Origin of the sequence: Mesorhizobium sp. M0800 (genome assembly GCF_040320095.1) — a bacterium.
Classification (GTDB): Bacteria; Pseudomonadota; Alphaproteobacteria; order Rhizobiales; family Rhizobiaceae; genus Mesorhizobium.
On sequence record NZ_JAMYOZ010000025.1, the window covers coordinates 15,270 to 29,216 of the forward strand.

The following is a 13,947-nucleotide window of genomic DNA, read 5'->3' on the forward strand; positions in this document are numbered from 1 at the left end:
ATGGACATCGTCAAACTTGCTATCAGCAATGCCCGGCTGACCATTGCGGTCCTGGTCTTTCTCATTCTTGCCGGTGCGGTCGCCTACCAGTCGACGCCGAAGGAAGCGGAACCCGACGTTCCGATTCCGATGATGTATGTCAGCCTGATCTACCAGGGTATCTCGCCGGAAGACTCCGAGCGCCTCCTGCTGCGGCCGATGGAAGCCAAGCTGAAGAGCCTGAAGGGCCTGAAGGAGATGCGGTCGGCCGCCTTCCAGGGCGGCGGTTATGTGCTCGTTGAATTCCAGCCACAGACGGACCTCGCCACCGCGCTGCAGGACACACGCAGCAAGGTGCAGGACGGCAAGGCCGACCTGCCGCAAGCGGCTGAGGAGCCCGTGGTCTCCGAGGTCAACATCTCCGAGTTCCCCGTCCTGGTCGTGACGCTGTCGGGCGAGGTGCCCGAGCGCGTGCTGACGGCGGCGGCGCGCGAGCTGCGCGACCGCATCGAGGAAGTGCCTGGCGTGCTCGAGGGCTCGCTGCAGGGTGCGCGCGACGACCTCGTCGAAGTGGTCATCGATCCGATGAAGCTGTCTTCCTACGGGCTGCAGCTCGACCAGTTGATCGGTGCGGTCGGCGCTTCCAACAGTCTTGTCGCCGCCGGCAATATCGAAGGATCCGAGGGCAAATACGCGGTCAAGGTGCCGTCGCTTATCGAGACGCCAGAGGATGTGGCGGCGCTTCCGGTCGTCGCCGGCCCCAATGCGGTGGTGCAGGCCAAGGACATTGCTACCATCCGCTCGACCTTCAAGGACGCCGAGACGGTCACCCGCCTCGACGGCAAGCCGGCGATCGCCATCGAGGTGAAGAAGCGCATCGGCTCCAACCTGATCGATACGATTGGCAAGGTCAGGGAGGTGTCCGACGCCTTCATCAAGACGATGCCGGAGGGCATGCACGTCACCTACACGCAAGACAAGTCCGTCTTCGTGAACCAGTTGCTCGGCGACCTGCAGAACCACGTGATGATCGCCGTGATCCTGGTGTTCATCGTCATTCTCTACGCGCTGTCTGGCCGTGCCTCGCTGCTGATCGGATTGGCCATCCCCTCGTCCTTCCTGATCGGCATCCTGTTGCTGGCAATGATGGGCTACACGATCAACATGATCGTGCTGTTCAGCCTCATCCTGGCGGTCGGCATGCTGGTCGACGACGCCATCATCGTCACCGAATTCGCCGAGCGACGCATGAGCGAGGGCATGCCGAAGGAGCAAGCGTTCGCGCTTGCCGCCAAGCGCATGGCCGGCCCGGTCATCGCGGCGACGATGACGCGCATTGCCGCCTTCTCGCCGCTGTTGTTCTGGCCGGGCATCATCGGCGACTTCATGAAATACATGCCGATCACGCTGATCGTGACGCTCTCGGCCTCGATGCTCTATGCGCTGGTCTTCGCGCCGACGCTGGGCGCGATATTTGCCAAGGCGCCGGCCCATCACCCCGACGACAATCGCGACGGCTGGTACATGGCCGTGGTCAAGCAGGCGGTGCATTATCCCATCACCGTGCTTGTCCTCACTGTGGCGCTGTTGTTCGGCGTCGGCTACGCCTATTCGAAATTCGGCGCCGGCGTCGAATTCTTCCCGAATGTCGAGCCTGACTACGGCCTGCTCTATGTCCACGCCCGCGGCAATCTTTCGCTTGCCGAAATGGACGCGGCCACCAAGACCGCGGAAAACCGGCTGCTCGGCTGGCCGGGCGTGAAGTCTGTCTATACCCGTGTCGGCAAGACGCAGGGCGGCGGCCAGGATGTTCCGGAAGACGTGGTTGGCGTGATCCAGTACGAATTCGTCGACTGGCGCGAGCGTAAATCGGCGAACTCAATCCTGGACGAACTGCGCGGCGTGATGGCCGGCATTCCCGGTGTCGACGTCGAGGTTCGCGTGCCGGAAGCCGGCCCGCCTACCGGCAAGCCGATCCAGATCAGGCTTTCGGCCGTCGATCCGAAGGGCCTTGACGACAAGGCCCGCGCCGTCGCCGCGCGCATAGCCAAGGTGCCCGGCGTCATCGATATTTCCGACGGCCTGGCGCCGCCCGGCGTCGACTGGGCGCTTGAAGTCGATCGCGCCAAGGCGGCGCAGTACGGCATCAGCCCAACCGCGGTCGGGACGGTCGTGCAACTGGTGACCAACGGGCTGAAGCTCAGCGAATACCGGCCCGCCGGCGCCGACGATGCAGTCGACATCAGGCTGCGCCTGCCCGAGGATCGGCGCACGCTGTCAACGCTCGACGAACTCAGGGTGCAGACCGCGCAAGGCTCGGTGCCGATCTCGAACTTCGTCGTGCGCAAGCCGGAGCCGACGGTCGGTATCCTCAACCGCATCGACGGTGCGCGAACGGTCGTCGTCCAGGCCAACGTCGCTGCCGGCGCCCAGGTGGCTGCCGTCCAGCAGGAGGTCACCAAAGCTGTCGCCGACATGAACCTCGGCAGCGGCATTCGCTGGAAGCTTGCCGGTTCGAATGAGGACAGCGCAGAGGCCGGCGCCTTCCTCAGCAAAGCCTTCGGTGCGGCGATCTTCCTGATCTTCATCGTGCTTCTGGCGCAGTTCAACAAATTCACCAGCGTCTGGCTGGTGCTGTCCTGCGTGGTCATGGCGACGATCGGCGTGTTCCTCGGGCTGCTGCTGACGGGAGAGGCATTCGGCATCGTCATGTCGGGCATCGGTGTCATCGCGCTGGCCGGGGTGGTGGTGAACAACAACATCGTGCTGATCGACACCTATGACCGGTTGCGCGAAGAGGGCTGGGACAAATACGAAGCCGTTCTGCAGACCTGCCGCGAGCGTGCCCGCCCGGTGGTGCTGACGGCGGTATCGGCGATCCTCGGCGTGCTGCCGATTGCTTTCGGCCTCGGCCTCGAAATCTTCCATCACGAGACGACGATCAACGCGCCGTCGACGCAATGGTGGATTTCGCTGTCTTCGGCGATCGTCTTCGGGCTGTCCTTCGCCACCGTGCTGACGCTGGTGGTGACGCCGTCGATGCTGATGGTGTTCACTCGCGCCAAGGTCAAACCCGGTGCGCGTCGTGGCTGGTTCAGTCGCCTGTTGGGGCGTCGAAAGGCCGACATCCCGTCGAAAGGCCTGGACGCCGATCTGGGTGCCGAACCGGCGATCGCCTTCCCGAAGGCCGCCGAATAGAGTCCGGATCGCGTCCTGATCAAGCAAAGGCCGCCCGGGAACAATGGGCGGCCTTCTGCATTGTTCCGTCATTGCAACCTCAAAGCGAGGATTTTCTGATGACGATCAGCACCATTCTCATCATTATCCTTATTCTTATTCTGATCGGCGCGGTTCCGGCGTGGCCGCATTCCCGGTCCTGGGGTTACGGACCATCCGGCATCGTCGGCGTCATCCTGATCGTTGTCCTGGTGCTGCTGTTGATGGGCCGGATCTGAGCGCAACCTTCCTCCCGAACAGCGGCGGATGACCATCAGGCCATCCGCCTTTTTTAAGTTCCTTGTTGGGCAGCTTTTTGCGTCGTCTTGATCGTGGCGATGCCGATATCCTCAAGCGCTTCCGACACTGCATTTTCCAGCGGCGTGTGCGGGATCGTACCGATAACGCTTTCCAGCCTGTCTGAAACCAGCCGGTGCGGCTCGAAGCGGAGATAGGACATCGAAACGATCTCGCGCCACATCGCCACGAACGGGCTGCCGGCGCGCAGCACCCACCACGGCATCGACGTCAGCTTCAGCGTGCGTCCGAGCGCCTTCTCCGCGGCCGCCTTGATGTCCAGATCGGTCACCGCATGGCCAGGAAAGTTCAGCGCCTCGTAGGAGCCGAGCTTGTCGAGATTGTCAGCCAGCCCGACGAAGGTCTTGGTCAGGTCGGGCAAATAGGCCCATTCATGCACGAGATCGACCGGCCCGGGGGCGGTATAGACGCCCTTGGTCATCTTGGCGGCAACAACCAGATCGAACCACGATCCGCTGCCGGTGCCGCCGAAGAAATCACCAGCGCGCAGCAGGATCGTGCGCACCCGACCCGCGTCGGCCTCGCGGCGAAACAGGTCCTCCATGGCGACGCGGATACGGCCCTTTTCCGTCGTCGGGCGAAACGGCGTGTCTTCGGCGATCACCGCCGGCATCGGCGAGCCGTAATTGTAGACGGTGCCCGGGAAGAGATGCAGCGCGCCGTTCGCCCGGCAGGCAGCCATCACATTCTCGGCCATCGGCAGGCATTTGCTCCAGTCGGTGTAGAGCGGGTTGAGGCCGTTGAAAATGATATCGACGCCTTCGGTGGCGCGGATCAGCGTAGCACGGTCGAGCGCGTCGCCGGCGATCGCCGTAGCGCCTTTGAGCTCGGCCGGCACCTTGCCGCTGCGGGTGATGGCACGGACATCGTAGCCGGCATCGAGGAAGGCCTTGGCGACCGTGCGGCCGAGGCGGCCATTGGCGCCGAGAATTGCGATCGTGGTCATTGTTTGTCTCCATGTTTGCGTATGACCCCAATGTGATTTCTTCGCAAACGAATGGAAATTGACTAAAGCTGGCGATATGATATTCAATTTTGAATGGATATTGACTGGAACCTGATCAAGAGTTTCGTCACCGTGGCGGAGACCGGCAGCCTGTCGGCCGCCGCGCGAAAACTTGCCGCGAGCCAGCCGACGCTCGGCCGCCACATCACCGAGCTGGAACAGGCGCTCGGTGTCACGCTCTTCCGGCGCGGGCGGCGTGGCTACGCGCTCACGGAAGCGGGCAGCACGCTCTTTGAACGGGGCCGCGCGGTGAGCGAGCAGGCGAGCGCCTTTTCGCTGCTGGCGCTGGGATCGGTCGAGGCGATAGAGGGTACGGTGCGCATTGCCGCCAGCGAAGTGGTGGCGGCCTATGTGCTGCCGGAAATCACAGCGAGGCTTGGGTTCGAGGAGCCGGGCATCGAAGTCGAGATCGTCGCCTCGAACCAGGTCGAGAATCTGCTGCGTCGCGACGCCGATATCGCCATTCGCATGGTCAAGCCGGCGCAGAATGAACTGGTCGCGCGCAAGGTGACCGACATTCCGCTCCGCGCCTGCGCGGCAAAATCCTATCTGGACCGGCGTGGCCGTCCGCGCGAGGCCCGCGATCTTGCCGGCCATGATCTGGTCGGCTTCGACCGCAGCGATGAGATCATTCGCGGCTTTGCCCAGTTCGGCGTCCCGCTCGCTCGCAATGCCTTCCGCTTCAGGACCGATAATCAGATCGTGCTGTGGGAAGCGGTGCGGGCGGGAAACGGCATCGGCTTTGGCCAGGAGCCGCTCGCCGACCGTGATCCGCTGGTCGAGACAGTGCTGCCGGGTCTCCCGCTGCCGACGCTGCCGGTGTGGCTGGCCATGCACCGCGACGTGCGTACCAGCGTGCGCATCCGCCGCGTCGCGGATTTCCTCTACGAAGAGTTCAAGCGCTATTCAGCCGGTGCAGGCTCGGCAGCAAATTCAGCGCGGTGAGCGAGCCCAGCCATCACCAGCACGACGACCAGCAGCCCGGACAGAGCGACGAAGATCGGGCCGAAGCTCGAGTGTTCGGCGATGAAGCCGATCGCCGACGGCGCCACCAGAATGCCTGAGTAACCCATTGTGGTGACGACGCTCATGCCGGTGCCGGACGCCATGCCCTCCTGGTTGCCGCCGGCCGAAAAGATAATCGGCACCATGTTGGCAATGCCGAGGCCGCAAAAGGCAAAGGCGGCAATGGCCAGCCAAGGCGAGGGAGCCAGCCCGGCCACCAGCATGCCGGCAGCAGCGGCAAGGGCCGAGGCGCGCAACGTCGTAACGGCACCGAAACGGTTGCGGACGCCATCGCCGAGAAAGCGCATGATGGCCATGACTCCGGAAAAGGCGGCATAGGCCAGGCCTGCGATGGCAAGATCGGCGCCGAGCTCCTGCCTGAGATACAGCGCCGCCCAGTCGAGTACCGCACCTTCGGAGATCATCGTCAGCAGCGCCATCAGCCCAACCAGATAGACCAGCGGGTTTGCCGGCAGCGCGAATTTGTGGTGCTCGGCGACTGGGTGCTTGTCCTCGGCGATCAGGTAGCGGACCGCTACGGCGATTACGGCAAAGGCAAGAGCCGTCACCACTGTCGCATGGGCGAGGTGACCGTAGTTCTGGATGGCGAAACCGCCCAAAGCGCCGCCGGCGAAACCGCCAAGGCTCCAGAAGCCGTGCGAGGACGACATGATGGCACGGGACAGCCGCCGTTCGACTGCCACTGCATTGGCATTCATGGCGACGTCCATGCCGCCGATCGAACCGCCGAAGATGAACATGGCGACGGCCGCAAGGGGCACGTTGGGGGCCAGAGCCACAACCAGAAGGCCGAAGCTGCCGGCAAGTCCGAACCAGCGCAGCACCGTGCGCGAGCCATGCTTCGAGATCAGATGGCCGCACCAGGTCATGGCGGTGACGGCGCCGGCACCGAACAACAGAATCAGCAGGCCGAGCGTGAACTTCGAAATGTCGAGTCGCGTCAGGAACACCGGGATCTGCGGCGCCCAACTGCCGGTCAAGAAGCCGTTGGCGAGGAAGATGCCGGCCACTGCCCAGCGTCCACTAATCGCGATCTGCGTGATTTTCTGCGCGTCCATCGGGTAGAATCCGGTCCGGAAATGGCGTTGCGCGGCAAATTAGATCGATTCAATTCACAGTCAAGCGCTCTTCGCCGAAAGTGCTTGGACCAGACGCTACGTCCTCTCGCGTCGGCCAACCATCTCGGCGGTCCACTCCGAAATCCCTACGGCTCGGGATAAGGCGCGCCATCCTTGTGCACAAACCGGCCGTCAGCGTTGGTGCTCATCATGTCGATGTCGGAGCAGGTGGCGACGTCGTCGGGCCAGCGCGAACCGACTTCGAGATAGATCGCCATCGCGCCCGATTTATTGATCATGTGATGGCCGTTGCCTGATCCTTTCGGAAAGGCCGCGCAATCACCGGCGCGCAGCACCGTCTCGCCGGCATCTTCGACGAGCGTCAGCTCGCCTTCAAGCACGTAGACGAATTCGTCTTCGTGCGAATGCCAGTGGCGCTGGCTCGACCAGTTGCCCGGCGGCAGGCGCATGAGATTGATGCCGAAGTCGGTGAGCCCGCCTGCGTTGCCTAGCCGCTGCCGCACGCGTTCGGCACAGGGTGCATCGAACGGCGGTGGATAGGATGAGCCCTTGCGTCCGGGCACGTCGGCAACGTCAATCTTAGGCACGGCGTCCTCCCCTAGTGATCCCTAGGGCGTCTTGCCTCGAACTCGGCCTTCTTGGCGTCGGAGGCTTCGATCTGGTTCAGTGCCTGCCACTCGGCATAGGGCATGCCGTAGATGATCTCGCGCGACTGTTCCTTGCTGAGTTCGACACCTTCGGCTTGCGCCGCATCGCGGTACCAGTTGGACAGGCAGTTGCGGCAGAAGCCGGCGAGGTTCATCAGGTCGATGTTCTGTACGTCGGAACGCTCGCGCAGATGCGCGACCAGCCGGCGGAAGGCAGCGGCTTCGAAATCGCGCTTTTGTTCTTCGCTGAGTTCGGTCATGTCATGTTGGCCTCCCTTGGGCCTCATCGTACCGGCCCGGTGCGCGAGCCGAATATTTTCACCGCATGTATATCGGCACGTCGATCTATCGCGTCAACGATCGGCGCCAGCCGTTCGGCCCAGGCGAGGGCACCCTTGCGGTCGGCGATCAGGTCCTGGCGGACCTCGAGCAGCGCATGGGCAAAGCCGTTGACGATGGCGTGCCTGAACATGGTATCGCCGCGCAGTGCGCCGTCATAGGGTTCGTTGTCGCCGACGATGAGGCTCTTGTCCTCGGCGAGCATGTCGATCAGCGGCCGCGCAACGCGGTCGTCCAGGTCCCACAATATGCCGGCGTGCCACGGCCGCACGAATCCCTGCATGGTCGGTGTGAAGGAATGCACCGAAAAGATGAAGGGTGCCTGCGCGGATGCTCGCGCCACAGAGGCGATCATGGCGCTGACGGCATCATGATAGGGGCGGTAAAAGCGGTCCAGCCGCCTTTCGCGCTCCTCCGGCGCGATGGGGTAATTTCCCGGGATGACGGTGCCGTCATAGAGCTGGCGAATCAGCGTTGGATCGTCTTCGCCGCGATTGGGGTCGATCAGCAGTCGCGAAAAATTGGCAAGCACCGCCGGAACGCCGAGCAGACTTGCGAGTTCGCGGGTTACAGTCTCGACGCCGATGTCGTAGGCGATGTGGCGGTCGAACTCCGCCGCCGGCAGGCCGAGACTGCCATACTCCTCCGGCAGGTCGCGGCGGGCGTGATCGGCCAGAAGCACCATGCCGCGCTTGCGATCGCCTTCGACGATATCGAAAGGCGCGAAAACTGTGGATCGGGTCATTGGCGGGAAAGGTCTGTTCGCTGGCTTTCGGGGAGGTGGTATCGTCATTCCACGAAGAGAACGCTTGCGCAATGCCGTTGTTTGGCCACGGTTTCTGCCAAAAAACTGAGCAGGGGCGACCGCAAGCGCGCCAGAGCCTTCTAAATCGATTGGAATTGGACAGATCGGCGCGTTGACATGCGTCCGGACTTTTCCGAAAAGGGGCGTTGAGAGATGCAAATGTGGTTCTTGAGGGGTTTCAGGATGGGTTTCGCCGGCAGGCTGCGTGTGCGCCACGCCTTGGCCATGCCGCTCCTGATACCGGCCATGGGTCTTTTCGCGGTGATTTCGGCCTCGCCGGCACGGGCCGATTTCCGGGTCTGCAACGCCACGCAGAACCTGGTCGGTGTCGGCATCGGCTATCGCGCCAAAGCCGGCTGGATCACCGAAGGCTGGTGGCACATCGAAGGATCGAGCTGCAAGACGCTGATCGAGGGACCGTTGTCATCAAGGTTTTACTATCTTTATGCAGAAGACGCCGAGCGCGGCGGACGCTGGGATGGCCCGATCAACATGTGCGTGGCCGAAAAAGAGTTCAAGATCGCCGGCGTTACCGATTGCGTCGCCCGGGGCTTTCAGCGCGCCGGATTCCAGGAATATGACACGGGCGAGCAGGCAAGCTGGATGGTCCAGCTGACTGACGAGCCCGCAACGGATGGCGCTCCAGCCGCCCCGGGAACAAACAGTCAATGAGACGCAGCCGCAAGGTCAAGATCCTCGCCACCATCGGTCCGGCCTCCTCGTCCGAGGAGATGCTGAAGAAGCTGTTCGAAGCCGGCGCCGACGTGTTCCGCATCAATATGAGCCACACCGACCATGAATTGATGCGTACGCTTGTCGGCCGTATTCGTGCCGTCGAGGAGGCGGTCGGCCGGCCGATCGGCGTTCTCGCCGACCTGCAAGGGCCAAAGCTGCGCGTTGGCAAGTTCGCCAACGGCAAAGAGGTGCTGACCGTCGGTCAGACCTTCACGCTCGACGACAATCCCGAGCCCGGCAATTCGACGAGGGTCTACCTGCCGCATCCCGAAATCCTGCGTTCGGTCGAGGCTGGTCATCGCCTGCTGATCGACGACGGCAAGCTCGAGCTCAAGGCGGTCAGCAGCAACGGCAAGGCGATCGTCTGCACCGTCGTCGCCGGCACCACCATTTCCGACAAGAAGGGCGTCAGCCTGCCCGACACCGACCTGCCGGTCGGCGCGCTGACGGAAAAGGACCGCCGGGATCTCGACGCGGTTCTGGCGACCGGCGTCGACTGGGTGGCGCTGTCCTTCGTGCAGCGGCCCGAGGACCTGGCCGAAGCGCGCAAGATCGCACGCGGCCGGGCGCTGATCATGGCCAAGATCGAAAAGCCGCAGGCCGTCGCCCGGCTGGCCGAGATCATCGAGCTTTCGGATGCGCTGATGGTCGCCCGTGGCGATCTCGGCGTCGAGATGCCTCTCGAAGCCGTGCCTGGCATTCAGAAGCAGATCACCCGCGCCGCCCGCCGCGCCGGCAAGCCGGTGGTGGTCGCCACGCAGATGCTGGAATCGATGATCACCGCGCCGGTGCCGACGCGGGCCGAGGTGTCGGACGTGTCGATCGCCGTGTTTGAAGGCGCCGACGCGATCATGCTTTCGGCGGAGTCCGCCGCCGGCGCCTATCCGGTCGAGGCGGTGGCGATGATGAACCGGATCGCCACCAAGGTCGAAACCGACCCGACCTATGCCGGAATTATCAACGCGCAGCGCTCGGAACCGGAAGCGACCGGAGCCGACGCGATCTCGCTCGCCGCCCGCGAAATAGCCGAGACGCTGAAGCTGTCGGCGATCATCACCTATACCGCGTCCGGCACGACCGGCTTGCGCGCCGCGCGCGAGCGGCCGCAAGTGCCGATCGTGGCGCTGTCGCCGATCCTCAACACGGCGCGGCGGCTGTCGCTGTTGTGGGGCACGCATTGCGTCGTTTCCCCCGACGCCATCGACCTCGACGACATGGTCGACCGCGCCTGCCGCATCGCCTTCGATGAAGGTTTCGGCAAGCCGGGCGACCGCGTCATCATCACGGCCGGCGTGCCGCTGAGGACGCCGGGCTCGACCAACATGTTGCGCATCGCCTATGTCGGATCGGAAGTCGGCCGCTAATGTCGGCCGCGGCTGCCGGATAGGCCGGCTGCATGGCGCGTCGTAAACACGGCGCCAGCCGGGCGCATCGACGGGCAGTCGGGTTAGGATAGACGCCGAACTCCGCCAGCTTGCATCAGCCTGTGACCGGTTCAGGAGTAGGGGAGTAGGGGAGTAGGGGAGTAGGGCGCATGTGTTCCACAGTGCAATCTGCACCTCTCACATACTACCCTACTACCTTACTCCCTTACTCCCCTACTCCCTTACTGGTCTCAAATGCCTTCGCCGGCAAGCTCCTCGGAAAGTGCGGCGACCTGGTCCTGGGCGCTGCGCATCATTGGGTAGATGCCGAGCACGCGCTGCCAGGCCTCAAGTGCCGACTGCTTGTGGCCGGTTTCGGCCATGATCTGAGCCAGGCCCGAAAGCGCGCCGAAATGGCGTGGTTCGAGCTGCAGGGTGCGGTCGATATCCGCCATCGACTTCCCGTAGTTCTTCATCATGAAATGAACAGTGGCGCGCCGGTTCCAGCCTTCCGCATAGGTCGGCTGCAAAGTCACCACCTGATCGAGGAAATCGAGTGCAACATCGAATTTCTGGGTTTCGATCGCCTTCTGCGACCATTGCATCATCAGGTCGATAGAGGCGCTGCCCGACTGGGACCACTCGCTGCCGATCCGTTCGGCGATGCGCTCGGCCGCCTTTTCATTGCGTTCGCGCTTGAGATCGGCAAACAGCTGATCGAGCCGCGCCTGTTTCGTCTTGACGACCGGAGGTGCTGTCGGCGGAGTTGTGGTCGGATCTTCAGCCCACGCCGGCAGCGAGACAGCGCCGGAAACGAGGAAAGCCGTGAAAAATGCAAAAAGAATCCGCATCGCGGGAATCTAGCCCCCGATGCCGGATCGTCAAACTGAATTTAGCGTGAGAGGCGTATCATGCGCACGGAGGCGCGCAGCCTCCGTCGAAAACTCAACCCTGGCGCGCCTTGTAGCGCGGCGCGGTCTTGTTGATGATGTAGATGCGGCCCTTGCGACGAACCAGCTGGTTGTCGCGGTGACGCGCCTTCAACGCCTTGAGCGAATTCTTGATCTTCATGGTCTTGCCCGTCGGTCTGGGCCCGGTCACGGGCCGAATTATTAAGGCGCGCCCACAGACGCGCCTTTGAACTGTGCGTGGCTCATAGACGAGGAGCGTTGCCCGTGTCAACCGCAAGCGCGTTGCCTAAACGATACGGACCGTTTCGTATCATCAAATATCCGCCATTGGCGTCTTGCGGCGTTGCGCAGGCTTGAGACGGCTGGAATGATGCGGTTGCGAATTGGAGATCGTCATGCGCCGAATTCTTGTGTCTGCCTGTCTTGTCGTCCTCGCGGCAGGTTCTGTTGCCTATGCGCAGGAATGCGACCGCGACGACGACAGCCAGCAGATGATGGACATCTGCGCCGACGCGGACTACAAATCCGCCGACGCCAAGCTCAACAAGGCCCACCAGGATCTCATCGGCGGAAGTGACGCAAAAGCCAGGAAGCTGTTGCAGACGGCGCAGCGCGCCTGGATCGCTTTTCGCGACGCGGAATGCAGCTATTCCGCCGCGGACAGCGAAGGCGGCTCGATCTATCCGATGCTGATATCGGAATGCCTGACGCGGCTGACCGACGATCGCACCAAACAGCTCACCGCCGATTCGACCTGCGCGGAAGGCGATGTGAGCTGCGCCAGCCCCGACGAGGACGAGAGCGGCGAAATCCAGTAAGCGTAGGTTCTAACTTTGTGTTTGAGCATGATCTTTTCCGAAATCCGGATTCCACTTTTCGCTAGCGCGGACCTTCGGTTCGGGATCACGCTCTAGCTGCGGCGGCTGACGCGCGTAAAATGGCCCATCTTGCGGCCGGGCCGCGCCTCGGCCTTGCCATAGAGGTGCAGCATCAGATCGGGCTCGGCGAGCAGCTCAGGAACGCGCCTGACATCGTCGCCGATCAGGTTTTCCATGACGCAGTCGAACTGCCGGGCGGGATTTCCCAGCGGCAGGCCAGCGACGGCGCGGATGTGCTGCTCGAATTGCGAGATGGTGCAGGCGGCCTCCGTCCAGTGGCCGGAATTGTGGACGCGCGGCGCTATCTCGTTGGCCAACAGCGAACCGTCGGCAAGGACAAAGAATTCGACGCCGATAACGCCGACATAGTCGAGCGCTGCAAGGATCTCTGCCGCCGCCGTTTGAGCCGCAGCCGCCGTCTCGGATTTTACTCCCGCCGGCAGCGTCGAGCTGTGAAGAATACCGTTGCGATGGACATTCCACGCTGGATCGTAGGCGGCGAGCGAACCGTCGATGCCGCGGGCGGCGATCACCGAAATCTCGCGCTCGAAGGTGACGAAGGATTCCAGGATCAACGGCACGTTGCCCATCGCCTCGCAAGTGCCGGCAAAGCCGCCTGTTTCCATGTTGCGGAAGACACGCTGGCCCTTGCCGTCATAGCCCATGCGGCGCGTTTTCAATATGCCGCTGCCGTTGAACTGTTTCAGCGCAGCCGTCAGTTCCTCGTCATAGTCGACGGGGCTGAAATCCGCGGTCGGTATGCCGATGCCGTTGAGGAATTTCTTTTCCGCCAGCCGGTCCTGCGCCACTTCCAGTGCGCGTGCCGGCGGATAGACCGGCACCGTAGAGGCAAGTGCCGCGGCGGCCGCGACCGGTACGTTCTCGAATTCATAAGTAACGACGGCACTGGCCGCAGCCAGCTCGCTAAGCGCGGCCGCGTCGTCATAGGCGGCGACGATCTGCCGGTTGGCGACCTGTGCCGCCGGGCAATCCGGCTGCGGCTCCAGTACGACGATGCGGTAGCCGAGGCGGGCCGCGGCCATCGCCAGCATGCGGCCAAGCTGGCCGCCGCCGATGATGCCGATGCTCGATCCCGCCGGCAGGCTCACGGCGCGTCCGTGGGCTCGGCGGCCACCTTGGCGGTCTGCGCGGCGCGCCAGCTATCCAGCCGGGCGGCGAGCTTTTCGTCGCTCAGCGCCAGCACCGCGGCGGCCAGAAGGGCAGCGTTGGCAGCGCCGGCCTTGCCGATGGCCAAAGTGCCGACCGGAATGCCGGCCGGCATCTGCACGATTGATAGCAGCGAGTCCTGGCCCGACAGCGTCTTCGATTCCACCGGCACGCCGAACACCGGCAGCGGCGTCATCGCCGCCGTCATGCCGGGCAGATGCGCCGCACCGCCGGCACCGGCGATGATCACCTTGTAGCCGGCCGCCTTGGCGCCCTTGGCGAAGTCATAGAGCCGGTCGGGCGTGCGGTGGGCCGAGACGATCAGGCGCTTGTGCGGAATTCCAAGCGCCTCAAGCGTTTCGGCGGCGTGGCGCATCGTCGCCCAGTCGGACTGGCTGCCCATGATGATGGCGACGTCGGCGCGGTGATCGTCCAAGCTTCTGCTCTCCGGCGGCAAAAGCGCGCATTAGCTGAAAT

15 protein-coding genes are annotated in these 13,947 nt (G+C 63.4%); 6 read left to right on the top strand and 9 right to left on the bottom strand.

Annotation, left to right across the window (positions count from 1 at the left end; genetic code table 11):
- Together NKI18_RS24160 and NKI18_RS24165 are read left to right on the top strand one after the other, a co-directional pair.
- Window positions 1–3,177 carry an efflux RND transporter permease subunit gene (locus NKI18_RS24160; protein WP_352619733.1) on the top strand — a complete coding sequence of 1,059 codons (3,177 nt, stop codon included), beginning with the start codon at window positions 1–3 and terminating at the stop codon, window positions 3,175–3,177.
- Window positions 3,178–3,275: 98 nt separating this feature from the next.
- On the top strand, window positions 3,276–3,434 hold the full coding sequence (locus NKI18_RS24165; RefSeq protein WP_023678456.1) for a DUF3309 family protein: 159 nt from the start codon (window positions 3,276–3,278) through the stop codon (window positions 3,432–3,434).
- Between the two features lie 53 nt (window positions 3,435–3,487).
- Here the strand turns inward: NKI18_RS24165 and NKI18_RS24170 are convergent, their stop codons facing one another.
- A complete protein-coding gene (locus NKI18_RS24170; protein ID WP_352619732.1) occupies window positions 3,488–4,459 on the bottom strand; it encodes an SDR family oxidoreductase in 972 nt (323 codons plus the stop codon).
- 93 nt (window positions 4,460–4,552) lie between these two features.
- Here NKI18_RS24170 and NKI18_RS24175 point away from each other — a divergent pair, with 93 nt between their 5' ends.
- A complete protein-coding gene (locus tag NKI18_RS24175; RefSeq protein ID WP_352572004.1) occupies window positions 4,553–5,464 on the top strand; it encodes a LysR family transcriptional regulator in 912 nt (303 codons plus the stop codon).
- Here the strand turns inward: NKI18_RS24175 and NKI18_RS24180 are convergent.
- From NKI18_RS24180 to NKI18_RS24195, 4 genes are all read right to left on the bottom strand, one after another.
- Window positions 5,422–6,603 carry an MFS transporter gene (locus NKI18_RS24180; RefSeq protein WP_353020766.1) on the bottom strand — a complete coding sequence of 394 codons (1,182 nt, stop codon included), beginning with the start codon at window positions 6,601–6,603 and terminating at the stop codon, window positions 5,422–5,424. The genes NKI18_RS24175 and NKI18_RS24180 overlap by 43 nt on opposite strands.
- Before the next feature lie 146 nt (window positions 6,604–6,749).
- Window positions 6,750–7,211: a cupin domain-containing protein gene (locus NKI18_RS24185; protein ID WP_352452498.1), complete on the bottom strand. Its 462-nt coding sequence runs from the start codon at window positions 7,209–7,211 to the stop codon at window positions 6,750–6,752.
- Between the two features lie 11 nt (window positions 7,212–7,222).
- Complete coding sequence (locus tag NKI18_RS24190) at window positions 7,223–7,531, bottom strand: DUF1244 domain-containing protein (protein WP_352619730.1); 309 nt, start codon at window positions 7,529–7,531, stop codon at window positions 7,223–7,225.
- Window positions 7,532–7,554: 23 nt separating this feature from the next.
- The gene (locus NKI18_RS24195; protein WP_352619729.1) at window positions 7,555–8,355 is read right to left on the bottom strand and encodes an N-formylglutamate amidohydrolase; all 801 of its coding nucleotides are present in this window, start codon (window positions 8,353–8,355) and stop codon (window positions 7,555–7,557) included.
- Between the two features lie 285 nt (window positions 8,356–8,640).
- On the opposite strand from NKI18_RS24195, the gene NKI18_RS24200 reads away from it, so the two are divergent.
- Complete coding sequence (locus tag NKI18_RS24200; protein ID WP_473505739.1) at window positions 8,641–9,087, top strand: DUF1036 domain-containing protein; 447 nt, start codon at window positions 8,641–8,643, stop codon at window positions 9,085–9,087.
- Entirely contained in the window at window positions 9,084–10,514 is a 1,431-nt protein-coding gene (pyk, locus tag NKI18_RS24205; protein ID WP_352452495.1) for a pyruvate kinase, read from the top strand. The genes NKI18_RS24200 and pyk overlap by 4 nt, the downstream gene beginning before the upstream one ends.
- 251 nt (window positions 10,515–10,765) lie before the next feature.
- On the opposite strand, the gene NKI18_RS24210 is transcribed toward pyk, so the two are convergent.
- A complete protein-coding gene (locus tag NKI18_RS24210; protein WP_352619728.1) occupies window positions 10,766–11,365 on the bottom strand; it encodes a tetratricopeptide repeat protein in 600 nt (199 codons plus the stop codon).
- 94 nt (window positions 11,366–11,459) lie between these two features.
- Window positions 11,460–11,585: a type B 50S ribosomal protein L36 gene (gene ykgO, locus NKI18_RS24215; RefSeq protein WP_006203764.1), complete on the bottom strand. Its 126-nt coding sequence runs from the start codon at window positions 11,583–11,585 to the stop codon at window positions 11,460–11,462.
- Window positions 11,586–11,820: 235 nt separating this feature from the next.
- Here ykgO and NKI18_RS24220 point away from each other — a divergent pair, with 235 nt between their 5' ends.
- On the top strand, window positions 11,821–12,243 hold the full coding sequence (locus NKI18_RS24220) for a lysozyme inhibitor LprI family protein (RefSeq protein WP_352619727.1): 423 nt from the start codon (window positions 11,821–11,823) through the stop codon (window positions 12,241–12,243).
- A gap of 92 nt (window positions 12,244–12,335) precedes the next feature.
- Here the strand turns inward: NKI18_RS24220 and NKI18_RS24225 are convergent, their stop codons facing one another.
- Entirely contained in the window at window positions 12,336–13,412 is a 1,077-nt protein-coding gene (locus tag NKI18_RS24225) for a 5-(carboxyamino)imidazole ribonucleotide synthase (RefSeq protein ID WP_352619726.1), read from the bottom strand.
- Window positions 13,409–13,906 (bottom strand): 5-(carboxyamino)imidazole ribonucleotide mutase, encoded by a 498-nt coding sequence (gene purE / locus NKI18_RS24230; RefSeq protein ID WP_023678468.1) that lies wholly within the window; start codon window positions 13,904–13,906, stop codon window positions 13,409–13,411. Before purE ends, NKI18_RS24225 begins: the two co-directional genes overlap by 4 nt.
- Window positions 13,907–13,947: the final 41 nt, after the last annotated feature.